The organism is Thioalkalivibrio sp. HL-Eb18 (genome assembly GCF_000364985.1).
Taxonomy (GTDB): Bacteria; Pseudomonadota; Gammaproteobacteria; order Ectothiorhodospirales; family Ectothiorhodospiraceae; genus Thioalkalivibrio.
On sequence record NZ_KB822965.1, the window covers coordinates 13149 to 33944 of the forward strand.

Annotated in this window: 19 protein-coding genes and 1 pseudogene; 9 read left to right on the forward strand and 11 right to left on the reverse strand. The window is 65.6% G+C overall.

Translation table 11 applies throughout. From position 1 onward, the window contains the following. The first annotated feature begins 22 nt into the window (after positions 1 to 22). Both F813_RS0105825 and F813_RS0105830 read left to right on the forward strand, forming a co-directional pair. Positions 23 to 1021, forward strand: coding sequence for a diguanylate cyclase (locus F813_RS0105825; protein WP_012982249.1), 999 nt, complete (start codon positions 23 to 25; stop codon positions 1019 to 1021). Beyond that, entirely contained in the window at positions 1022 to 2833 is a 1812-nt protein-coding gene (locus tag F813_RS0105830; RefSeq protein WP_012982248.1) for an ABC transporter ATP-binding protein/permease, read from the forward strand. It begins immediately after the preceding gene. Position 2834: 1 nt separating this feature from the next. Here F813_RS0105830 and iscX read toward each other — a convergent pair whose 3' ends face one another. From iscX to F813_RS0105880, 10 genes are all read right to left on the reverse strand, one after another. Continuing rightward, positions 2835 to 3038, reverse strand: a complete 204-nt coding sequence (gene iscX / locus F813_RS0105835) for a Fe-S cluster assembly protein IscX (RefSeq protein ID WP_012982247.1) — start codon at positions 3036 to 3038, stop codon at positions 2835 to 2837. Positions 3039 to 3048: 10 nt separating this feature from the next. Next, complete coding sequence (gene fdx / locus F813_RS0105840; RefSeq protein ID WP_017925890.1) at positions 3049 to 3387, reverse strand: ISC system 2Fe-2S type ferredoxin; 339 nt, start codon at positions 3385 to 3387, stop codon at positions 3049 to 3051. Between the two features lie 4 nt (positions 3388 to 3391). Continuing rightward, positions 3392 to 5275, reverse strand: a complete 1884-nt coding sequence (gene hscA, locus F813_RS0105845; RefSeq protein ID WP_017925891.1) for a Fe-S protein assembly chaperone HscA — start codon at positions 5273 to 5275, stop codon at positions 3392 to 3394. Positions 5276 to 5314: 39 nt separating this feature from the next. After that, positions 5315 to 5839, reverse strand: coding sequence for a Fe-S protein assembly co-chaperone HscB (hscB, locus tag F813_RS0105850; RefSeq protein ID WP_017925892.1), 525 nt, complete (start codon positions 5837 to 5839; stop codon positions 5315 to 5317). A gap of 120 nt (positions 5840 to 5959) precedes the next feature. After that, positions 5960 to 6283 (reverse strand): iron-sulfur cluster assembly protein IscA, encoded by a 324-nt coding sequence (gene iscA, locus F813_RS0105855; RefSeq protein ID WP_017925893.1) that lies wholly within the window; start codon positions 6281 to 6283, stop codon positions 5960 to 5962. Positions 6284 to 6290: 7 nt separating this feature from the next. After that, entirely contained in the window at positions 6291 to 6701 is a 411-nt protein-coding gene (gene iscU / locus F813_RS0105860; RefSeq protein ID WP_017925894.1) for a Fe-S cluster assembly scaffold IscU, read from the reverse strand. 54 nt (positions 6702 to 6755) lie between these two features. After that, entirely contained in the window at positions 6756 to 7979 is a 1224-nt protein-coding gene (locus F813_RS0105865) for an IscS subfamily cysteine desulfurase (RefSeq protein WP_012982241.1), read from the reverse strand. 27 nt (positions 7980 to 8006) lie between these two features. After that, positions 8007 to 8501 carry an Rrf2 family transcriptional regulator gene (locus tag F813_RS0105870; protein ID WP_017925895.1) on the reverse strand — a complete coding sequence of 165 codons (495 nt, stop codon included), beginning with the start codon at positions 8499 to 8501 and terminating at the stop codon, positions 8007 to 8009. A gap of 57 nt (positions 8502 to 8558) precedes the next feature. Then, positions 8559 to 9386: a serine O-acetyltransferase gene (gene cysE, locus F813_RS0105875; protein ID WP_196793819.1), complete on the reverse strand. Its 828-nt coding sequence runs from the start codon at positions 9384 to 9386 to the stop codon at positions 8559 to 8561. A 57-nt stretch (positions 9387 to 9443) separates the two neighbouring features. Beyond that, positions 9444 to 10181, reverse strand: a complete 738-nt coding sequence (locus F813_RS0105880) for an RNA methyltransferase (RefSeq protein ID WP_017925897.1) — start codon at positions 10179 to 10181, stop codon at positions 9444 to 9446. A 149-nt stretch (positions 10182 to 10330) separates the two neighbouring features. Here F813_RS0105880 and F813_RS0105885 point away from each other — a divergent pair, with 149 nt between their 5' ends. Continuing rightward, positions 10331 to 11143, forward strand: a complete 813-nt coding sequence (locus F813_RS0105885; RefSeq protein ID WP_017925898.1) for an inositol monophosphatase family protein — start codon at positions 10331 to 10333, stop codon at positions 11141 to 11143. A 1004-nt stretch (positions 11144 to 12147) separates the two neighbouring features. Here F813_RS0105885 and F813_RS0105890 read toward each other — a convergent pair. After that, positions 12148 to 14004, reverse strand: coding sequence for a thioredoxin domain-containing protein (locus F813_RS0105890; protein WP_026148159.1), 1857 nt, complete (start codon positions 14002 to 14004; stop codon positions 12148 to 12150). A 252-nt stretch (positions 14005 to 14256) separates the two neighbouring features. Between F813_RS0105890 and F813_RS0105895 the strand changes: the two genes are divergently transcribed. The 6 genes and pseudogenes from F813_RS0105895 to F813_RS0105920 all read left to right on the forward strand — a co-directional run. After that, on the forward strand, positions 14257 to 15240 hold the full coding sequence (locus tag F813_RS0105895; protein WP_017925900.1) for a MerR family transcriptional regulator: 984 nt from the start codon (positions 14257 to 14259) through the stop codon (positions 15238 to 15240). 69 nt (positions 15241 to 15309) lie between these two features. Further along, positions 15310 to 16836, forward strand: a complete 1527-nt coding sequence (locus F813_RS0105900) for a cryptochrome/photolyase family protein (RefSeq protein WP_026148161.1) — start codon at positions 15310 to 15312, stop codon at positions 16834 to 16836. After that, positions 16836 to 18245, forward strand: a complete 1410-nt coding sequence (locus tag F813_RS0105905) for a deoxyribodipyrimidine photo-lyase (protein WP_017925902.1) — start codon at positions 16836 to 16838, stop codon at positions 18243 to 18245. Before F813_RS0105900 ends, F813_RS0105905 begins: the two co-directional genes overlap by 1 nt. Before the next feature lie 26 nt (positions 18246 to 18271). Further along, the gene (locus tag F813_RS0105910) at positions 18272 to 18535 is read left to right on the forward strand and encodes a hypothetical protein (RefSeq protein ID WP_012982231.1); all 264 of its coding nucleotides are present in this window, start codon (positions 18272 to 18274) and stop codon (positions 18533 to 18535) included. Positions 18536 to 18673: 138 nt separating this feature from the next. Next, complete coding sequence (locus tag F813_RS0105915; protein ID WP_012982230.1) at positions 18674 to 19174, forward strand: hypothetical protein; 501 nt, start codon at positions 18674 to 18676, stop codon at positions 19172 to 19174. Between the two features lie 148 nt (positions 19175 to 19322). Further along, positions 19323 to 20771 (forward strand): annotated as a pseudogene (locus tag F813_RS0105920) (BTAD domain-containing putative transcriptional regulator); the annotation flags it as partial. Between the last annotated feature and the right edge of the window lie 25 nt (positions 20772 to 20796).

Below are 20796 nucleotides of genomic sequence, written 5' to 3' on the forward strand. Positions count from 1 at the left end.
CCCCACCGCAGGACCCGAACCCATGCCCGACCCAGCCCACGAGCAGGTGCACGCCGCGGTGCGCGACTACCTCGATACCTGGTTGCGCCGCCGTGATACTGACAGGCTACTGGCGCTCCATTCAGCCGAAGTCTGCGGTTTTGGCACCGGGGTCGACGAGGCCGCATTCTCCCCCGAGGACGTCGTGCGAATCGTCCGGCGCGACATCGAGCAGGCCCCGGAACCATTCGACTATGCGATTCATCGGGAACACATCACTTTTCCGCACCCGGACGTCGCACTCGCGATGATCGCCTTTGACATGAAGACCCGCATTCACGACCAGTCCGTTCACCTCCATCACCTGCGTGGCACGCTGGTCTTTCGGCGGGAAGGCAGCGCCTGGCGCCTGGCTCACCTGCATGGGTCGTTCCCCACCACCATCCACGGTGAAGGCGAGCCCTATCCCATCAAGGAACTGGAGGACCGCGCACAGGTACTGGAACGCATGGTCCGCGACCGCACGCAGGACCTGGAAAACGTCCAGCGACACCTGGAACACCTGGCGACCACGGATCCCCTCACAGGGCTGCACAACCGAATGAAGGGAAACCACGCCCTTGAGGACGAACTTGAACGCGCACGGCGGCAATCGAGCCCGCTGGCCACCATCATGGTGGATCTCGATCACTTCAAGGCCATTAACGACCACCAGGGCCACGCGCAAGGTGATCACGTACTACGGGCTGTTGGACAACTGCTGCATGAACGTCTTCGCGAGACGGATACGGCGGCGCGATGGGGTGGCGAGGAATTTCTGATCCTCTGTCCCCATACCACCGCCGGACAAGCTTCCAGCCTCGCCGAGACCCTGCGCCAGTCGATCGAGCAGCACGATTTCGGGACCGATCCGCCGCTCACCGCGAGCTTCGGCGTCGCCGCCCTCGAACCGGGCGATACGGCCGAGGGCCTGATCGCGCGCGCCGACCGGGCGCTCTACGCGGCCAAACGCGCCAGCCGCAACTGTGTCGAGCACGCCTGAATGCGCGGCCACGCGAGCCATCCGGACGCCCCAACCCCCGGGGCGGTGAACTGGCGCATCCTCAAGAGCCTGCTGCCCTATCTGGCCGAGTTTCGTGGACGGCTGATCCTCGCGCTCGTGCTGATGGGCCTGGCCAAACTGGCCACGGTCGCCATCCCCCTGGCACTGAAATACATCGTTGAGCATTTCGAGGATGCTGGCACCGAGGCGCTGGTGGCCGTACCGGTGGCCTTGGTGATCGGCTACGGGTTACTGCGTTTTGGCAGTACGCTGTTCGGCGAACTGCGCGACGCGGTATTCGTGCGCGTAGCCGAGCGTGCAATGCGCCGCGCCTCGCTGCGCGTCTTCCAGCACCTGCACCGGCTGGAACTGGGTTTTCATCTGGCCCGCGAGACCGGCGGCCTGGCGCGCGACATCGAGCGCGGCACCAGCGGCATGAGCTTCCTGCTGCGCTTTACCGTATTCAACATCCTGCCGACCCTGATCGAGATCGCGCTGGTCGCGGTGATCCTGCTGATCGCCGTGGGGCCGGTGTTCATGGTCACGGTGCTGGTGGCGGTCGCGGTCTACATCGCCTTCTCGATCTGGATCACCGAATGGCGCACGCGCTTCGTGCGCGAGGCCAACCTCCGCGACAACGAGTCCAACACCCGCGCGATCGACAGCCTGCTGAACTACGAAACCGTCAAGTACTTCGGCAACGAGTCCTTCGAGGCCGAACGCTACGACCGCGGGCTCGCGGCCTGGGAACAGGCACGCACCAAGAATGTCCTCACGCTCGTGCTGCTGAACTCCGGACAGGCGCTGATCATCGCCGCCGCGATCACCGTGATCATGCTGCTGGCCACGCGTCAGGTGGCTGCCGGCGAGATGTCACTGGGGGATCTGGTGATGGTCAATGCCTACATGATTCAGCTGTTCATGCCGCTGAACTTCCTCGGCTTCGTCTATCGCGAGATCCGCCAGTCGCTGGCCAACATCGAGCGTTTGTTCGGCCTGCTGGAAAAGCCCGTGCAGGTGGAGGACCGCCCGGATGCCCCCGATCTCGAAGTCCGGGCGGGCACGGTGCGCTTCGAACATGTGGATTTCGGCTACCACGGCAACCGGCGCATCCTCGACGACGTCTCGCTGGAGATCCCGGCCGGGCACAAGCTGGCCGTGGTCGGCCCCAGCGGGGCCGGCAAATCCACTCTGGCGCGGTTGCTGTTTCGGTTCTACGACGTGGACGGCGGGCGCATCACCATTGACGGTCAGGATATACGCGAGGTCACGCAGGCCAGCCTGCGCCGCGCCATCGGCGTGGTGCCGCAGGATACCGTGCTGTTCAACGACAGCATCCGCTACAACGTCGCCTACGGCCAGCCAGGCGCGGACGAGCAAGCCATTCGCCGCGCGGTGCGCCTCGCCCACCTCGACGACTTCATCGCGCAGCTGCCAGACGGGCTGGATACGATTGTGGGGGAACGGGGGCTGAAGGTCTCCGGCGGGGAAAAACAGCGGATCGCGATCGCCCGCATGCTGCTGAAGGATCCACCGATCCTGGTCTTCGACGAGGCGACTTCGTCGCTGGATTCAGGATCGGAGAAGGCGATCCTGCGGGCGCTGAACGAGATCTCGGTGCGCCGGACCACGCTGGTCATTGCCCATCGGCTGTCCACTGTGATGGACGCCGAACAGATCGTGGTGATGGAGCACGGCCGGGTGGTCGAGCGCGGCACGCATCGCGAGCTGCTGGCAAAGGGTGGCGCCTATGCGCGCCTATGGCACCATCAGCAGGAAGAGGCCGAGCACACCCTCGAAGGCGACGGGTAACTCAGTCGTCGACGTCGGCCTCTTCCATCCAGGCGAGCTGGATCGCCTCGAGGATGCGCTCGCCGGAACGGTTCGGGTCATCGTCGAACTCCGGCAGCTCCATGACCCACTGTCGCAGGTCCATGAAGTTGACGTTGCGCGGGTCCACGTCCGGGTGTTCATCCGCCAGCTGGATCGCGATTTCCTGCGTATCGGTCCATTTCATCGTGCTGTCCTCAGTGGTTCTCGGAGACCTGGTTAATCGTATACTTCGGCAGCTCCACCACCAGATCGGCATCGGCCACGATCGCCTGGCAGGAGAGCCGGGAATCCGGTTCCAGCCCCCAGGCCTTGTCGAGCATGTCTTCCTCGTCCTCGGTCGGCTCCTCGAGGCTGTCAAAGCCCTCGCGCACGTAGACGTGGCAGGTCGTGCAAGCGCAGGACTTCTCGCAGGCATGTTCGATCTCAATGCCGTTCTTCAGCGCGAGATCGCAGATGCTGACACCCGGCTCGGCCTCGATGGAGGCCCCCTCCGGGCAGATTTCCTCGTGGGGCAGAAAGATTACCTGGGGCATATGGTCAGTTCCCTGCGTCGTATTCGCTAACGTTGTGTCCGGCGAGCGCGCGCCGGATGCTGTCATTCATGCGCCGCGCGACAAAGGCCTCGGAGGCCTGCTCCACGCGCTTGCGCGCAGCCTCGATGGCGTCGGGATCGGCACCCTTCTCGCGTTCGGCGCGCAGGGCGTCGCGCGCCTGTTCGATGGTCCGGCGCTCCTCGGCCTCGAGGTAACGATCGCCGTCCGTCTCCAGCGCGGCATCCAGTGCCTCCAGCACGCGGTCCGCCTCGACCTGCTCCTCGCGCAGGCGCCGCGCCTCCATGTCCTCGCGCGCGGAGGAGGCGGAATCGCGCAGCATCTGCTCGATCTCGCTGTCGGTCAGGCCGTAGCTCGGCTTGACCTCGATATGCGCCTCCACGCCCTGGGTCTGCTCGCGTGCGGTCACGTTCAGCAGCCCATCGGCATCGACCTGGAAGGTCACGCGGATGCGCGCGGCCCCGGCGACCATCGGCGGGATACCGGACAGGGTGAAACGCGCCAGCGAGCGGTTGGCATCGACCACATCGCGCTCGCCCTGCACCACGTGCAGCGACATCGCGGTCTGGCCGTCCTTGAAGGTGGTGAAGTCCTGCGCGCGGGTGGCCGGGATCGTGGTGTTGCGGGGGATGATGAACTCGACCAGCCCGCCCATCGTCTCCAGACCCAGCGACAGCGGGATCACGTCCAGCAGCAGGAGCTCGGTATCCGGCTTGTTGCCCGCCAGGATGTCCGCCTGCTGGGCCGCCCCGATGGCGACCACGCGATCGGGGTCGATCCCTGCATGCGGCGCACGACCAAAGAACTGCTCCACCGCCTCGCGAACCGCCGGCATGCGCGTGGAGCCCCCGACCAGCACGACCTCGTCGATGGCATCGAGCGCGAGATCGGCATCCTCCAGCACCTGCTGGCAGGCCGTCATAGTGCGCTCCAGCAGGGGCTTGGCCAAGTCCACCAGTGTCGCGCGGTCGAGATCCGCAGTGAAGCTCGAACCATTGGCCCGCACGACCTCGACCCGGGTGCTGTCGGCATCGGTCAAGGCCTCCTTGGCCTTGCGTGCGGACAACAGCACGCGGCGCAGACGCTGCGGGTCGGTTTCGCCGGTCATCCCGGCCTGATTCAGCAGCCAGTCCGCAATTGCACGGTCAATGTCGTCGCCGCCGAGAGCCGAATCGCCCCCGGTCGCCAGCACCTCGAACACCCCGCGGCGCAGCTGCAGGATGGAGATATCGAAGGTCCCGCCACCGAGGTCATAGACCGCAATGGTGCTCTCTTCGGCCTGGTCCAGCCCGTAGGCGACCGCTGCGGCGGTCGGCTCGCTGATCAGGCGCAGGACGTTCAGGCCCGCCAGTTGCGCTGCATCGCGCGTGGCCTGGCGCTGGGGGTCATCGAAGTACGCGGGCACGGTAATGACCACGCCCTCCAGCTCGTCACCGAGTGTCGCTTCGGCACGTTCGCGCAGGGTATTGAGGATGTCGGCCGAGACCTCCACCGCCGTCTTGTCCCCGACGGCCGTCTCGATCCGCGGAACGCTGGAGTCCCCGGTCTTCAGCCGAAATGGCAACTCGCCGGACAGCGTGGCCACATCCGCCGCGCCCCGGCCGATCAGGCGCTTGACCGAGGCAATGGTGTTGTGCGGATCGTCCGCCGCATGCTCGGCCGCCTCGTACCCGACGCTGACCGCATCCGCACCGTAGTGCACGACCGAAGGCAGGATATGGCGGCCCTGCTCGTCCGGCAGGGTGTCGGCCACACCACTGCGCACGGTGGCGACCAGCGAATGCGTGGTGCCCAGGTCGATCCCGGCCGCCAGGTGCCGCCGGTGCGGGGCGGAGTCGGCTCCGGGTTCGGTGATCTGCAGTAACGCCATGGAAAATCGGCTCCTTTGGAGGCCGCGGCTGGTTATGGACTAGCCGCGCGCCAGGTTCTGTCGGGTTCGTTTCAGCTCGGTCAGCAGGCGGTCGAAAAAGCGCAGTTCCAGCACGCGATCCTTGGCTTGTGCCCCGGGCGATGCTGGATCGGCCAGGGCCTCGGCGACCTTCGAGCGCGCTTCATCGCGTGCCTTTTCCAGCTCCATGCCCACCGCGTCCAGTTCCTCGCGGTCGCCGGCGGATTCGGCCTCCTCCAGGCGTTCACGCCACTCGATCTGGGCCTCGATGAACTCGATGTTCTGGCTGGTATCGCGTTCGGGGTCGAACGCAATACCATTGCGCTCCAGCAAGGCCACCGCACGGCGGTAGTCATCGTCGAGGATGGCATAGGCCTCGTTGACATCAGCCGCCATGGCGGCGGCCATGCGCCGCGCCTGGTCGCCCTGGCGGACAAAGCGGTCGGGGTGCAACTCGGCCTGCAGGCGCTTGAAGCGCTCGGCCAGCTGCTGACGGTCGATCTCGAAGGCGACCGGCAAGTCGAACTGCTCGAAGGGATCGGTCATGACGTCCTGCTGTCCTCGCAACGAGAGACTGGCAACGGGGCGGCGGTCACCCAACGCAAAACGGGGTGGGACAGTGGCTGCCAGGCAACCACCATGCACCACCCCGGATGCGAGCATCACTCAGATGCTGAAGCTTTCACCGCAGCCGCACCGGGCCTTCTCGTTCGGATTGTTGAACCTGAAGCCCTCGTTCAGGCCTTCCTTGCCAAAGTCCAGCTCGGTGCCATCCAGATAGACCAGCGATTTCGGGTTGACCACCAGCTTCACGCCACGATCCTCGAACACCGTGTCGGTGTCCTCGATATCGTCCGCGAACTCGACCACATAGGCCATGCCCGAGCAGCCGGTCGTCCTGACCCCGAGGCGCACGCCCAGGCCCTTGCCCCGCTGGGCAAGAAAGCTCTGGATGCGCTCGGCCGCCGGTTCGGTGAGTGTAATCGCCATAGGCACCTCAGGCGGTCTTCTGCTCGGCCTGCTCGCCCTGACCGTGCCGTTCCTGATAGTTGGAGATGGCCGCCTTGATCGCGTCCTCGGCCAGCACGGAGCAGTGGATTTTCACCGGCGGCAGGGCCAGCTCTTCGGCGATCTGGGTGTTCTTGATCTGGCTCGCCTCGTCCAGGGTCTTGCCACGCACCCACTCGGTGAGCAGCGAGCTGGAGGCGATGGCCGAGCCACAGCCGTAGGTCTTGAACTTGGCGTCTTCGATCACGCCGTCGTCGTTGACCTTGATCTGCAGCTTCATCACGTCGCCGCAGGCCGGGGCGCCGACCATGCCGGTGCCGACGGACTCGTCGTTTTTGTCGAAGCTGCCGACGTTGCGCGGATTTTCGTAGTGGTCCAGAACCTTGTCACTGTAAGCCATGACCGTTCTCCTGTTGCGTAGTACGCGTTTGCGTTAATGGAGTCGAGCGGGCCCTTAGTGGGCCGCCCACTCGACGGTGCTCAGATCGATGCCGTCCTGGTACATCTCCCACAGCGGGGAGAGCTCGCGCAGTTTGGCCACCGCGGCGCGCACGATCTCGACCGTGTGATCGACCTCTTCCACCGTCGTGTAGCGACCGATGGAGAAGCGGATCGAGCTGTGTGCCAGCTCGTCGTCACGGCCCAGCGCGCGCAGCACGTAGGACGGCTCGAGGCTCGCCGAGGTACAGGCGGAACCGGAGGACACGGCGATGTCACGCAGCGCCATGATCAGGCTCTCGCCCTCGACGAAGTTGAACGAGACATTCAGGTTGTGCGCGACCCGCTGTTCGGCGTCGCCGTTCAGGTAGACCTCTTCCATACCGTCGAGGCCCGCCCACAGACGGTCGCGCAGCATGCGGATGCGCTCGAGTTCGGTGCCCATTTCCTCTCCGGCGACGCGGAAGGCCTCGCCCATACCGACAATCTGATGGGTCGCCAGGGTACCGGAACGCATGCCGCGCTCGTGGCCACCGCCGTGCATCTGCGCCTCAATGCGCACCCGGGGCTTGCGGCGCACATACAGCGCACCGATACCCTTCGGGCCGTAGACCTTGTGCGCGGAAAAGCTCATCAGGTCGACCGGGAGTTTGGACAGATCGAGCGCAACCTTGCCGGCGGACTGAGCGGCGTCCACGTGGAACACGATTCCGCGCTCGCGGCACAGGTTGCCGATTGCCTCGATGTCCTGGATGACGCCGATCTCGTTGTTCACGTGCATCACGGAGACGACAATCGTGTCATCGCGAATCGCATCCCGCAGCTCATCCATGTCCACCAGGCCGTTGTCCTTCACGCCCAGGTAGGTCACTTCGAAACCTTCGCGCTCCAGCTGGCGTGCGGTATCCAGCACGGCCTTGTGTTCGGTCTTGACCGTGATGATGTGCTTGCCCTTGCGCTGGTAGAAATGCGCGGCACCCTTGATCGCCAGGTTGTCGGACTCGGTGGCGCCGGAGGTCCAGATGATCTCCTTCGGGTCGGCGCCAACCAGCGCGGCAACCTGTTCGCGGGCATTCTCCACAGCCTTTTCCGCACCCCAGCCGAAGCTGTGGCTGCGCGAAGCCGGGTTGCCAAACAGGCCGTCCTTGGTCAGGCAGCCCGTCATCTTCTCGGCCACACGCTCGTCGACCGGCGTGGTCGCGGAGTAGTCCAGGTAGATGGGCAGTTTCAGGTCACTCATTTCGTGTTCACTCCTTTCGCGACCGCCTCAGGCGGTCGCATTGCTCGATTTCGTTGCACCGCCCTTGAGGGCGTCGCCGTGCATGACCACTTTCTTCACGCCGTCCTGTGCCATCTGCGCCTGATGCCGTTCCAGCACGTCCGCCAGCGTCCGACTGCTGAGAAAGTCGTAGAGCTGCTGGCTGAGATCCGTCCACAGGTCGTGCGTCAGACAGCGTGACTCGGAATTGCAGTTAGCCTTGCCGCCGCAGCGCGTGACATCCACGGGCTCGTCCACCGCGACAATGATATCGGCCACCGAGATACCCTCGGGCTCCCGACTCAGCGCATAGCCACCACCCGGGCCGCGACTGCTGTTCACCAGGCCCTGCCGACGCAACCTGGAAAACAGCTGCTCCAGATAGGACAATGACAGTTTCTGGCGTCGCGCCACCTCGGCCAGCGATACCGGGCCGTTCTCGGTGTGCATCGCCACGTCCAGCATGGCGGTGACGGCGTAGCGTCCTTTGGTCGTCAGTTTCATGGCTGTGTTTGTTTCCTGCTCATTTGCCGCGCAGCTTAGAATACCCGACCAAAACGATCAAGTATTCCCCTGCTGTTTACGTTCTTGTTGGCTTTCCGCAGGCCGGGGCACTTCACATTCGTCCGGCTCCAGCCCCTCCAGATCGCAGGGCTCGATCGGCCTCGAGTCCGCATCGCCCACCACCTCACCGGGGTCGATCCCCGCACGCTTCAGGGCCTGGCAGGCCTTGTCCATGCGCTCGTCCAGTTCGTGCACCCGATGCACGATCCGGTGAATCGCGTTGGCCACCGGGTCGGGCATGTCGCGGGCCACGCCATAGGCGTCGAAGCCCATGCGGTCGGCCATCTGCTGAAACCGCGGGTCCGGCTCCGGCCGCGGACCGATGACCCGCGCCGGGATTCCCACCGCGGTCGCATCCGCGGGGACATCCTTCAGCACCACGGCATTCGAACCGATGCGCGCACGGTCACCCACGTGGATCGGGCCGAGCAGTTTGGCCCCCGCACCGATGACCACCTCGTTGCCCAGCGTCGGGTGGCGCTTGCCGCCCTCCCAACTGGTGCCACCCAGGGTCACCTGGTGGTAGATCGTGCAATCGTCGCCGACCTCAGCAGTTTCGCCGATCACCACGCCCATGCCGTGGTCGATAAAGAAGCGCCGCCCGATCTTCGCGCCCGGGTGGATCTCGATCCCGGTTACCCAGCGGCTGAAGTTGGCGATCACCCGCCCCAGCCAGCGCATACGATGGTTCCACAGCCAGTGCGCCAGCCGGTGATACCAGAGCGCATGCAGACCGGGATACGCCGTCAACACTTCGAAGGCGTTGCGGGCGGCGGGGTCGCGTGCGAACACGCAGCGGATATCCTCGCGCATCCTGTCAAACATGGTCCGGCCTCATTCCTGAGTCATTTACTAAGGTATCACTTCCGCGCGCGGCCCGCCTCAGCGGCCACGCTCCGTGTGCGTCAATATGCCGCGCAGCATGCGCACCTCGCTGGCACTGAGCCCCGCGCGCATATAGAGGTGGCGCAGACGCCGCATCAGATGACGCGGGTTCTCGGGATCCAGCACTTCGATGGTCGTCAGCGCCTTTTCAAAATGGCTGAACAGGCCCTCCATCTCCGCCTGGCTCGCCAGCGGGTCGCGCGCATCATCCGGTTCGGCTGCCGTTCTGGCCGACTCTCCGGCCAGGGCGGCCATGCGCAAGGCATAGGTCATCACCTGCACGCTGCCAGCGAGATTCAGGGAGCTGAAATTCGGGACAGTCGGGATCTGTACAAAGGCGTTGCAGTGATCCAGCTCGGCGTTGGTCAGCCCGCTGTGCTCGCGCCCGAACACCAGCGCGACCGGCCCCTCGGCCGCTTGCGTCAGCACCTGTTCGGCCGCGATGTCCGGACCCAGCACGGGCACCGAGTGCGTGCGCAACCGGGCGCTGGTGCCAATGACCCACACACAGTCCGAGACCGCAGCCGCCAGGTCGTCCACTACCCGTGCCCCCGCCAGCAGGTCATCGGCCCCGGAGGCCAGCGCCGTGGCATCCGCATGCGGGAACCGCTCTGGCGCTACCAGCACCAGATCGGTGATCCCCATGGCCTTCATCGCGCGTGCAGCGGAGCCGATGTTGCCCGGATGCGTCGTGCCCACCAGCACGACCCGCACCCGGCCCAGGCATTGCTCCATATGCGGAACCCCCTTCGTTCAAGGCGTCGGATTGTACACACCGGTGCCTGCGACTTCCCAAAAAAGAGCCGCTTGTGTATTGTTCGCGGCCTTTCCGCGGCACGTGCGCGCGCCCGCTGGACACCCCTCAGGACACCAGGAGACACCCCATGCACCCCATGCTGAACACGGCGGTATCGGCGGCTCGCGAGGCCGGACGCATCACCACCCGCGCCTGGGGAAGACCGGATCGTATGAACACGCGCGAGAAGGCCCGCAACGACTGGGTGTCGGATGTCGACCTCTCCGCCGAGCAGGCGATCGTGCAGGCCCTGCGCCGCGCCTACCCCGATCACACCATCATGGCGGAAGAAGGCGGACAGCAGGACGGGGCTGACGGCGAATACGTCTGGATCATCGACCCGCTGGACGGCACCACCAACTACCTGCGCGAGATCCCCCAGTACGGCATTTCCATCGCACTCAAGCACAAGGGACGACTGGAACAGGCAGTGGTCTACGACCCGCTGAAGGAAGAGCTGTTCACCGCGACGCGGGGTGCCGGGGCATTTCTCAACAGCCGTCGCATCCGCGTCTCCGACCGCAAGGACCTCAACGGCGCCCTGCTGGGCACGGGCATCCCCTTCCGCGAAGGCCAGGATCTGGAGCGTTACCTCAGCAGCCTGCGCCACCTGGTGCCGGGTACCGCCGGTGTGCGCCGTCCTGGCTCCGCCGCGCTGGATCTGGCCTGGGTTGCCTGCGGGCGTTTCGATGGCTTCTGGGAAATGGGCCTCCAGCCCTGGGATATCGCGGCGGGCCTGCTGCTGGTGCAGGAGGCGGGTGGCGTGGTCAGTGACTGGGCCGGCAACCCGGATGTGCTGCGCCGCGGTGATGTCGTCGCCGGCAACCCGAAGGTGCTCAAGGCCATGCTCCAGCGCCTGCACCAGGCCGAAAAAGAACGCGCCGCCCAAGCGAGCGACTGAGCCCCCCCCTCGACCGCCCTGCCGGGCTAACACCCAGGTAGCCCCCCCGGCCACCTTCCGCGCCGTTGAGGCTGAGCCTGGTTCATTCTCTGGCGTTTACCGTGGCTTCGTCCGACCGCCTACCTTATTGTGGCTGGTCCCAGGTCATCATCCGGTGTTTACGTGCCTTCGGCCCGCATACTGCCAAGCGCTGTCTCGGCAGCGCACCCCGAGGTACTTTCTTGCTTGCCCAAGAAAGTACCCGTCGAGGCGCACCCGGATTCCGCCCGGGGACCTTGCTCCAGGGCCCTCGGGCCGGCGGCGCTGAAACTCGCTGCGCTACGCTCCGCTCAAACAGTCAGCGCCCCCGTTTCTATTTTGAATCGTCCGTCCCGAGGACCCTTCCGCAAGGGGCTTCATACGGGGGGATAAGGTCAAGACAACGGCGGTTCTGACGTTCGTGCCAATGGATGGAGGCAAGGTGTCCCGACATCCTGGGCACGCTCGGCCTGCGGCCATGGCGTGCCGCGCCCGCCAGCGGGCGCCGGAGCCCACCGTAGGATGCGGATGAGCGTAGCGAATCGCATCAGGGTTGCCCCGACGCTGGGATGGTGCGTTTCGCTGCGCTCAACGGCACCCTACAGCACAGGGCTTACCTCTGATGCTGGAACACCGCCTGTTTTGACCTTCCCTCCCGATATGAGCCCCTTGTGGAGGGCGTGACAGGCCGGCCGATTCAAAATAGAAACGGGGCGCTGACTGTTTGAGCGAAGCGTAGCGCAGCGAGTTTCAGCGCCGCCGGCCTGGCGCGGCCGGAGCAAGGTTCCTGGGCGAATCCCGGGCGTGTTTCTTGGTTACTTCTTTGCACGAGCAAAGAAGCCCGTTCTTGATCAACAACGGGCGGGGCGCGCTGCCGAAACAGCGCATGGCAGGCGGCGGACAGAAGCCACCGTAAACACCAGAGGATGAACCAGACCCAGCCTCCACGGCGCCGGACAGGTGCGCCGCACGCCGGGCGCTGGCGATCAGTCGCGTTCCTGGAACCAGAGGATCAGCCGCGCGTGATGTTTCGGCTGTCCCTCGACGCCGAGCCCCGGGCGCAGGTCATACTCCTCGAACGCGGTCTTGAGCGCGTCGCTCTCCTCCAGCCAGCCCTCGGTCATCCGCAGGATCAGCGTGGTTGGCGACGGCCGATGCACCGCCGGATGGAAGCGCTGCGAGATCATCCCGGGCAGCGGGGGTTCCGGCTCGGAGCGAAAACCGTCGTCGTCGCGGAAACGCTCCCAGGCCGTCTCCAGCAAGGCGATCGCGGCGTCGCGATCACCACTGTCGCGTACCGAATCCCAGTCACGAAGCCCTTGGGCAACATAGGCGTAGTCGTTCAGCGTCGCACCGCCGGCATCGTCGCTCGGCAGGCCCATCAGCGTCGGCAAGTCGTCGGGCGACTCGGCCACCTCCAGCAACCACGAGCGCACGGCCTCTCCGGCCTCCTCGAAGCGCTCGTCGTGGTCGGCTGCAAGCGACAGCGCGGAAAGCAGCAGCCCATGCGCCCCGGTCAGGACCTTTTCGTCGCGCGGCAGACCGCGCTCCTCGCGAGCCTGGATCAGGGCCTCGCGGCCACTGTCCACCTGCTCCCGCACCGCCTCCTCGTCGAGCTCGAAGCGCTCGGCCAATTGCGTGATGGAATCGCCTCCACGTGGCAGGTATCCGAGGTCGAACACCGAGGGCCCTTCCATCCCGAAATAGGCCCGCACCAGTTCCGGGTGCTCGTGCTCCGCCAACGCAGCGTCGAGGTCCTCCTCAGGCCACAGGTACGCACCGCCCTCGCGCCCCTGCTCGTCGATGGCCGAGAGACTGGCCGCGAATCCACGAAAGCCCTCGGGACCGACGTCGGCCTGTTCGCCCAGATCATCCTCGCGCAGGGCCATGTCGCGCTTCACGAAATCGAGGTTCTCCAGGCCGATATCGACCCAGTCATCGCGATCGAAGTGCTTGCCCGCCTTGAGGTAAATCCATGCCAGCTGGGCCTGGTCCTCCAGCATCACTTCGAAATGCGGCTCGTCCCAGTCCGGCGATTCGGAATAACGAAAGAACCCGCCACCCAGGACGTCACGCAGCCCGGACCCGCTCATCTCGTCCAGCGTGATCTCGAGAAATTCCGGGACCCAGTCCGGTGCCTTGCCAGCCTGTTCGGCCTCGAGCATCGCGCGCAGCCACGGCGAATGCGGGAACTTGGTCGAACTCCCGAACCCGCCCTGGAGGTCATCGGCCTCGCGTTCCATTGCGTTCCAGAGGACCTGCGGCAGACGCGCCGCCCGACTGTCCGACATGGGCTCTTCGCCCTTGCGCAGTTGTTCGGAGAGCTCGTCACTGCCGCGGCGAGCGAGCTCCAGAAGCCTGTCGTAGTCTGCCTCGAGGCGATCGGTAATGCCGTCCAGGAACTCCGCGAACTGATCACGCGGGGCATACACCACGCCTGTGAGCGCGTACCCCTCGGGCGTGACCACCACGTTCAGCGGCCAGCCGGTTGCCCCGGCGGTCGCGCGCTGAAACTCGAGCAGATAGGTATCGAGCGCGCCGTTCACCTCGCGATCGACCTTGACCGGGATGAAATGCTCGTTCAGGCGCTCGGCAATGCCATCGTCCTGGAAACTCTCCTCCTGCATGACATGGCAGTAATAGCAGGAGTAGTACCCACTCGAGATCAATAGCGGGCGCTGTTCCTCACGGGCTTTCTCCAGCAGCGCAGGATCCCAGGCACGCCACTGTACCGGGTCGTCGACATGCAACCGGAGGTACGGGGAAATACTCTCTGCCATTTCGGGATTGGCCTGCACCGGCATGGCCACAGCCAAGGACAGGGCTGTAATCACGCCCAGCATGGAACTGGCCCGAATGACCGGATGTCGCGCTCTGTGTCCGTCCTGCGGCATGGTTCGCCTCCATATGGGATCCTTTGCCCTATTAGGGGACTAAAGCTCGGTCGGGTTCATTCCAACGGGGATACACCATGAAAGCCTGGTGACCAATCTCAGGGGGCGTTCGGAACCGGGGTTGACGGCAACCATGCGTACGGCCGATGCTCGGCCTGAACACGCAGTACATGATCCGTACAGAAGCTGTACAATTAACCTATGGCCAGCGCGACACAATTGGGCACGTCCGAACAGGAAGGTCTCTATCCCATCCGCCATGTATGCGCGGAGACCGGGATCAATGACGTCACCCTGCGCGCGTGGGAGCGTCGCTACGGGCTGATCCGCCCGATGCGCACCCCCAAGGGCCATCGGCTGTACAGTGCAGACGACATTGCACGTATCAAGCGCATCCTGGAACTGCTCGACCAGGGGATACCGGTCTCCCAGGTCCATCGAGTTCTGGCCAGCGAGAACGCGATCACCGAAATACCCCCCTCATCGCATACCGAGGCCGAGGCGCCCGCCGACCGCAATCGCACGGGCACCAGCAAACCCGGCATCGCGCCCCACACGCTCGACCCGCTGGCCGAGGCGCTCTACGCCTCCGTTGCGGAACTGGACGTTGGTCAGCTGGAAAGGACCTACGCGCGGCTGGTCATGCGCCACGGCTGGAATGGCGTGCATGAAAGCGCCTTTCTCGAGGTCTATCGGCGCCTGCGGGAAGAATCGCGGCACTCGCCCGAAGGCGAGGTTCGCCTGGCGGTTTTCGCGGCCTGGGCGACCGCGGCCTTTTCCGACCAGCTGCGCGCCGCGATCCGGGCCTGCGAGGGCCCCTCGATCCCGTGCCTGGTACTGGGGGGCGGGCACCAGCAAGTGGGCGGGATGTTACTGCAGCTGGCCTGCGCCCGACGGGGCCTGAAGACCCTTCCGCTGTTCGACGCCACCAGCCCCCAGGCCCTAGAGGCACTGGTGCAGCGTCTGTCGGCCCCTGCGGTGATCATCCATGGATCCTCGCAGCTGATGCGTTCGCCCGAACTGCCGCGCGTCGAGGCCATCCTGAGTCGTCCCGGTCCGCGCTGCTATCTGGCGGGTTCCGCCGCGCTGGAACTCGCCCAGATGGATCATCAGCGCGAGATCGAAGTGCTGCCCGGCGCGCCGCTCGAAGCGGCCGAACTCCTCAGCCGACAGCTGCCTCACTGAGCCGGTCCACCACGGCTCGTGGACTCCGGCCAACCTCCGACCGCAAACGACCACCCGACGAGATTACTGGTGGTCCTAGGTGACCAGCTCGCCCAGCCACACCCCGCTCTGGAGGCCTTGCACCCGTCCCGTGACGCCCTGTGGATGGCCGAGGTGCCGGGCGAATCGCTGCATGTCCCGTCACACACCGCCCGTACGGTGCTGTTCCTCTCGGCGATGCGACACTTCGCCCGGCGCCAGCGCGAGGACGGGTGGACGCTGCACTACCATGCCCTGGGCGAACACAGGCACCACACGCTCGAGTCCGTCCTGGAGGCCGATCTGCGCCGCCTGCGTCCGTGCGAGGTTCAGGTCCTGCAACCTGGCGAAATCCGCGTACAGCGCGGACTGGAGGCGGCCTGCCGCAGCGCCGGGGTCACGCTCACCGTCCTGTCCGACCCGCTGTTCCTGGTATCGCTCGAGGCATTCTCCGAGTGGGCCGGGGCCCGTAAGCAACCGCGGATGGAGCATTTCTACCGCGACCAGCGCCGCCGCCTTGATGTGCTGATGGAGGACGGCGAACCCGCCGGCGGCCAGTGGAACTTCGACGCCGAGAACCGGCGGCATTTCGGCCGCGAAGGCCCCGGCCGGCTGCCAACGCCAAAAGCCTTCCCGCCCGACGCCCTCACGCGCAAGGTGATCCAGACCATCGCCGAGCAGCTGCCCGACCTCCCCGGCCGCTGCGAGGACTTCGACTGGCCGGTCACGCCCGCACAGGCGCGCGAAGCACTGGACGATTTCATTGCCCACCGGCTGCCATACTTCGGTCGGTACCAGGACGCCATGTGGGGCGGCGAGCCCTGGCTGTACCACGCCCGCCTGTCCGCCGCACTGAATCTGCACCTGCTCGGCCCGCGCGAGGTAATCGCTGCGGCGGAAGGCGCCTGGCACAGTGGCCATACCCCGCTGGCCGCTGCGGAAGGCTTTGTCCGTCAGATCCTGGGCTGGCGCGAGTATGTGCGCGGCCTGTATTTCCATTTCGGCGAGCGCTGGCACGAGTGGAACGCGCTCGAAGCCGGGGAGCCCCTGCCGGCGCTGTACTGGGATGCCAACACCGAGATGCACTGCCTGCACGAAGCCATCGGGCAGACCCTGCGTCTTGGCTATGCCCACCACATCCAGCGCCTGATGGTCACCGGCCTGTTCGCGCAGCTGCTGGGGGTACAACCGGCCGCCATTCACGGGTGGTATCTGGGCATCTACGTCGATGCGGTGGAATGGGTGGAGATGCCGAACGTAATCGGCATGTCGCAGCACGCCGATGACGGCCGCATGGCCTCCAAGCCCTATGTCGCCACCGGGCGCTACATCCAGCGCATGAGCAACTACTGCACGCAGTGTCGCTATCACCCGACCGAGGCGCTGGGCGACGACGCCTGTCCATTCACAACCCTCTACTGGGACTTCCTCGATCGCCACCGCGATCGCTTCGCGAATCATCCGCGCACCGCGCTGCAGTGGAAGCACGTCGAGAAGATGGACACCGAACGCCTTCAGGCCATTCGCACACAGGCCGCCGCGATCCGCGAACGGCTGCGCCAGGGGGAGCGACTCTGATGCCCGGACCCACCCTCGTCTGGCTGCGCCAGGACCTGCGCCTGGCCGACCAGCCCGCGCTGCATGCCGCCGTCGAGCGCGGCGGGGCCGTGATCCCGGTTTTCATTCATGCCCCGGACGAGGACCTGCAGTGGCCCCCCGGGGCCGCCTCCAACTGGTGGCTGCACCACAGCCTGCAGTCGCTCAACGAGGCGCTGAACAAGGCCGGCAGCCCTCTGGTCGTGCGCGCCGGCCCGAGCCTCGACACCCTGCGCGAGCTGGTCGCCGAGACCGGGGCCAAGGCCGTGTACTGGAACCGCGTCTACGAACCCGCTCGCGTCCTGCGTGACCAGGGCATCAAGGCCGGGCTGCGCGCCGACGGACTGGAGGTTCGCAGCTTCAACGCGGCCTTGTTGATCGAGCCCTGGGATGTCGAGACCGGCCAGGGCGGCCCGTACAGGGTCTTCACCCCGTTCTGGCGCGCCTGCCTGCAGCGCGGGATCGAACAGAACCCGCTCCCCGCCCCTTCCCGCCTGCCGGCGCCCGGGAAACCACCGCGTTCCTTGATGCTCGACGACCTGGAACTGTTGCCACCAATCGACTGGGCCGGCGGCCTGCGCGCCACCTGGACGCCCGGCGAGCGTGGCGCCCGGGACCGCCTGGAGCGGTTCCTCGAGCAGGCGATCGCAGGCTATGCCGACAGCCGCGACCGTCCCGACCAGGACGGCACCTCGCGGCTGTCACCGCATCTGCATTTTGGCGAGGTCTCGCCGCGCCAGGTGCTGCGCGCACTGCGCGATGCCGGCGTCAGCCTGGATCACAAGGGACCCGAGTCCTTCGTGCGTGAACTCGGCTGGCGCGATTTTGCGCACCATGTGCTCTATCACTTCCCGCACACGACGGAACAGCCCCTGAACCCGCGCTTCGAAGATTTCCCCTGGCGCGAATCGGAGGCCGACCTCGCCGCGTGGCAGCAGGGCCGCACCGGCATCCCGATCGTGGACGCAGCGATGCGCCAGCTGTGGGAAACCGGCTGGATGCACAACCGCCTGCGCATGGTCGTGGGCTCGTTTCTGACCAAGAACCTGCGCCTGCACTGGGGACACGGCGCCCGATGGTTCTGGGACACCCTGGTCGACGCCGATCTCGCCTCCAACACCCTGGGCTGGCAGTGGGCCGGCGGTTGCGGCGCCGACGCGGCACCCTATTTCCGGATCTTCAACCCGCAACGCCAGGGGGAACAATACGACCCGGACGGGCGATTCGTGCGAAGCTTTCTGCCGGTGCTCAAGAAGACCGAAACACGGTATATTCACGCCCCGGGCGCCGGCGGCACCCCGGGCTATCCCGACCCGATCGTCGATCTGAAAGCCAGCCGCCAGGCCGCACTCGAGGCCTTCGAGGCCATCAAGAAGACTTCACCCAATTAAAGAACATCATCCAGCAAGGCCCAGACATGACCTTTTCCGAACGCAACCTGCACTACCCCAAAGGCGTCAGCTACAACTTCAGCCGCCACGACAAGACCACCCCGGTACGCGTGACCCACGAGGGCAAGCGCTACGTAGGGCAGATCCTGAATTCCAAAGCCCCCTACCGCATCCGCGTGACTGAGGAGATCGTCGCACCCGGCTCCGCGCGCTTCATCCCGGTACGCGAGATCCAGGTGCAAAACCTCGATGGTGTCGAGTACCTGCACAACGGCTACCACGGGCACTAGGGAGACGCGAGGGCGGCCATCGCGGCCGCCCCTCGGAGCAGGCAAAGGCATGGCGGCTCATGCACACACGGGTCCCCATGCCCTAAACTTGAGACATAGTCACCCAGAAACCGGCTCCGGGTCGGCAAGGAGTACGCCATGAAATACCGGCTGATCGGCATGATCGGTCCTGTCCTGCTGGCCTTCCTGCTCACGGGTCCGGTGGCGGCAGAAAAGCCCTCAGACGAGCGTGCACTCGCAGGCGCCGAACACGGCCAGATCCTCTGGGACATCACCATTGGCGACCCCGAACGTCTGATTGCCCGGCTGAGCGTCATCGAGGAGACCTACGAGGACATGGTGCGCCAGGGCCTGGAACCGAACATGGTGTTCGCGTTTCGCGGCGGTGCCGCCGCATTGATCGCGCGCGACACCAACCACCTGGAGATCGAGGACGTCTCGGCAGTACGCCACATCCATGACCGCCTGGCCGACATCCAGGAGCTGGATGGCGTCCATATGGAGGCCTGCTACATCGCCACCCGTCGCTTTGATCTGGGCCAGGAGGACCTGATCCCGGGCGTCCATCTGGTGGGCAACACCTTCCTGTCCATCATGGGCTATGAGCGGCAGGGATACACCACCATCCGGATCGACTGACCCGGCCCCTCAAATCCCGTTACAATCCAGGTGATATCGTCTCGCGGCCAGACAGCGCGGGCAAGACACGCAATAACCACCCGGGCACCGGCAACAGCGGCGACGTCGTCTGTTGGCATGCACCCGGCGTTTGTGATAGGGGGGATGGTTGGCTCATCTGGAGATCACGACCTTCGGCACAGTCGGCGTGCGGGTCGAGGGACGAGATGTGCCCGCCCTGTCCGGCACCAAGTTGGGGCTGCTGCTGACCTACCTGGCGGCCGAATGTCCACGGCGCGTTCCACGCCAGGAGCTGGCGCACCTGTTCTGGCCCGAGCTGGACAGCGACAGCGCACGTGTCAACCTGCGCCAGGGCCTCTTTCAGCTGCGGCGCCAACTCCCGGACCTGCCCACCGCCCTGCTTGAAGCCACACCGCGCTACGTCCACTTTCAGCTTCAGCCCGGCACCGAGATCGATTTCCTCGCCCTGCACCGCCTGCGGGCCGACCGCAGCCACCTGAGCTGCAACGAACTGGCCGCACATACCCTCGCGAGCATCCGCCACTACCATGGGCCCTTTCTTGATCCCGTGCGCGCACTCCAGGATCTCCCCGAGCTCGCCGCCTGGGCACAGACACAGCGCGACCACTACTGGTCCCAGCTGCTCCTTCTGATCGAGGAAAATCTCGACGTTCTCTGTCATTCCTCAGACGCCGAGGCCCTGCTCACCGAGCTCCAGCGCCTGGTGGCGATGGAGCCCCACGAAGAGGCTCTGCACCGTCTGGTCATGCTGACCCTGGCCGGCATGGGTAACCGCGAGCGGGCGCTGGAACACTTTGGCCGCCTGGAGCGCCAGGCGGTCGATGGCCCTGGTCAGTTACTGGTGCGAACCCGCGACGAAATCCTGGTCCCAACACCAAAGGCACCGGCCACGGTGTCTCCGACTGCCACACCCGAGACAGCCTCCCTGCGTGCCGAGCGCCGCCGGGTCACCGTCGTGGCCTGCCTTGTCCAGGCGGACTCCGACCTTGACGTAGAGCTGCAGCATGAACGCATGCAACACACGCTGGAGCAACTGGACCTGGTCTTGCTGAACCATCGGGGCCATGTCGTTCGGGCCCCTGGCTGCGGCCTCCTCGCCTATTTTGGCTATCCTGCAGGACGCGAGCAGGCCACTGTCGATGCCGTCCACGCCGCCTGGCAAGTCCTGCAGACAGCACCAAGCGACTGTCAGCTGCGCATAAGCGTCGATACCGACCTCATCGTAACAGGGGTCGACCCGGACACCCCCGACCCCGCTGGCCAGCTCAGCCAGCGCGCGCAGGCTCTGGCGCGTTCGACCGACACGGGAACGCTCGTGGTCTCTCCATCCGTGCACCAGCGCGTCTCGGGATATTTTCTCTTCAGCCCTCACGCGGGCACGGGAGCACCCGAAGGAAGCCAGCGCGTCACGGGCGACCCCGGCCCCCTGGATCGTGTCGATGCCCAGCACGCCCGAGGTGGCCTCACCCCCCTGGCGGGACGCACAGAGGAGCTTGAGCGCCTGCACCAAATCTGGCGCCAGACACTCAAACATCACAAGCCGCACTTTGTACTGATCCAGGGTGAAGCCGGACTGTTCTGGTCAAGTGAGAACGGACACC

Excerpts from the sequence above, each read along its gene's own strand:
- F813_RS0105825 (WP_012982249.1), top strand. The coding sequence starts at position 23 with ATGCCCGACCCAGCCCACGAGCAGGTGCACGCCGCGGTGCGCGACTAC.
- F813_RS0105830 (WP_012982248.1), top strand. The coding sequence starts at position 1,022 with ATGCGCGGCCACGCGAGCCATCCGGACGCCCCAACCCCCGGGGCGGTG.
- iscX (WP_012982247.1), bottom strand. The coding sequence starts at position 3,038 with ATGAAATGGACCGATACGCAGGAAATCGCGATCCAGCTGGCGGATGAA.
- fdx (WP_017925890.1), bottom strand. The coding sequence starts at position 3,387 with ATGCCCCAGGTAATCTTTCTGCCCCACGAGGAAATCTGCCCGGAGGGG.
- hscA (WP_017925891.1), bottom strand. The coding sequence starts at position 5,275 with ATGGCGTTACTGCAGATCACCGAACCCGGAGCCGACTCCGCCCCGCAC.
- hscB (WP_017925892.1), bottom strand. The coding sequence starts at position 5,839 with ATGACCGATCCCTTCGAGCAGTTCGACTTGCCGGTCGCCTTCGAGATC.
- iscA (WP_017925893.1), bottom strand. The coding sequence starts at position 6,283 with ATGGCGATTACACTCACCGAACCGGCGGCCGAGCGCATCCAGAGCTTT.
- iscU (WP_017925894.1), bottom strand. The coding sequence starts at position 6,701 with ATGGCTTACAGTGACAAGGTTCTGGACCACTACGAAAATCCGCGCAAC.
- F813_RS0105865 (WP_012982241.1), bottom strand. The coding sequence starts at position 7,979 with ATGAGTGACCTGAAACTGCCCATCTACCTGGACTACTCCGCGACCACG.
- F813_RS0105870 (WP_017925895.1), bottom strand. The coding sequence starts at position 8,501 with ATGAAACTGACGACCAAAGGACGCTACGCCGTCACCGCCATGCTGGAC.
- cysE (WP_196793819.1), bottom strand. The coding sequence starts at position 9,386 with ATGTTTGACAGGATGCGCGAGGATATCCGCTGCGTGTTCGCACGCGAC.
- F813_RS0105880 (WP_017925897.1), bottom strand. The coding sequence starts at position 10,181 with ATGGAGCAATGCCTGGGCCGGGTGCGGGTCGTGCTGGTGGGCACGACG.
- F813_RS0105885 (WP_017925898.1), top strand. The coding sequence starts at position 10,331 with ATGCACCCCATGCTGAACACGGCGGTATCGGCGGCTCGCGAGGCCGGA.
- F813_RS0105890 (WP_026148159.1), bottom strand. The coding sequence starts at position 14,004 with ATGCTGGGCGTGATTACAGCCCTGTCCTTGGCTGTGGCCATGCCGGTG.
- F813_RS0105895 (WP_017925900.1), top strand. The coding sequence starts at position 14,257 with ATGGCCAGCGCGACACAATTGGGCACGTCCGAACAGGAAGGTCTCTAT.
- F813_RS0105905 (WP_017925902.1), top strand. The coding sequence starts at position 16,836 with ATGCCCGGACCCACCCTCGTCTGGCTGCGCCAGGACCTGCGCCTGGCC.
- F813_RS0105910 (WP_012982231.1), top strand. The coding sequence starts at position 18,272 with ATGACCTTTTCCGAACGCAACCTGCACTACCCCAAAGGCGTCAGCTAC.
- F813_RS0105915 (WP_012982230.1), top strand. The coding sequence starts at position 18,674 with ATGAAATACCGGCTGATCGGCATGATCGGTCCTGTCCTGCTGGCCTTC.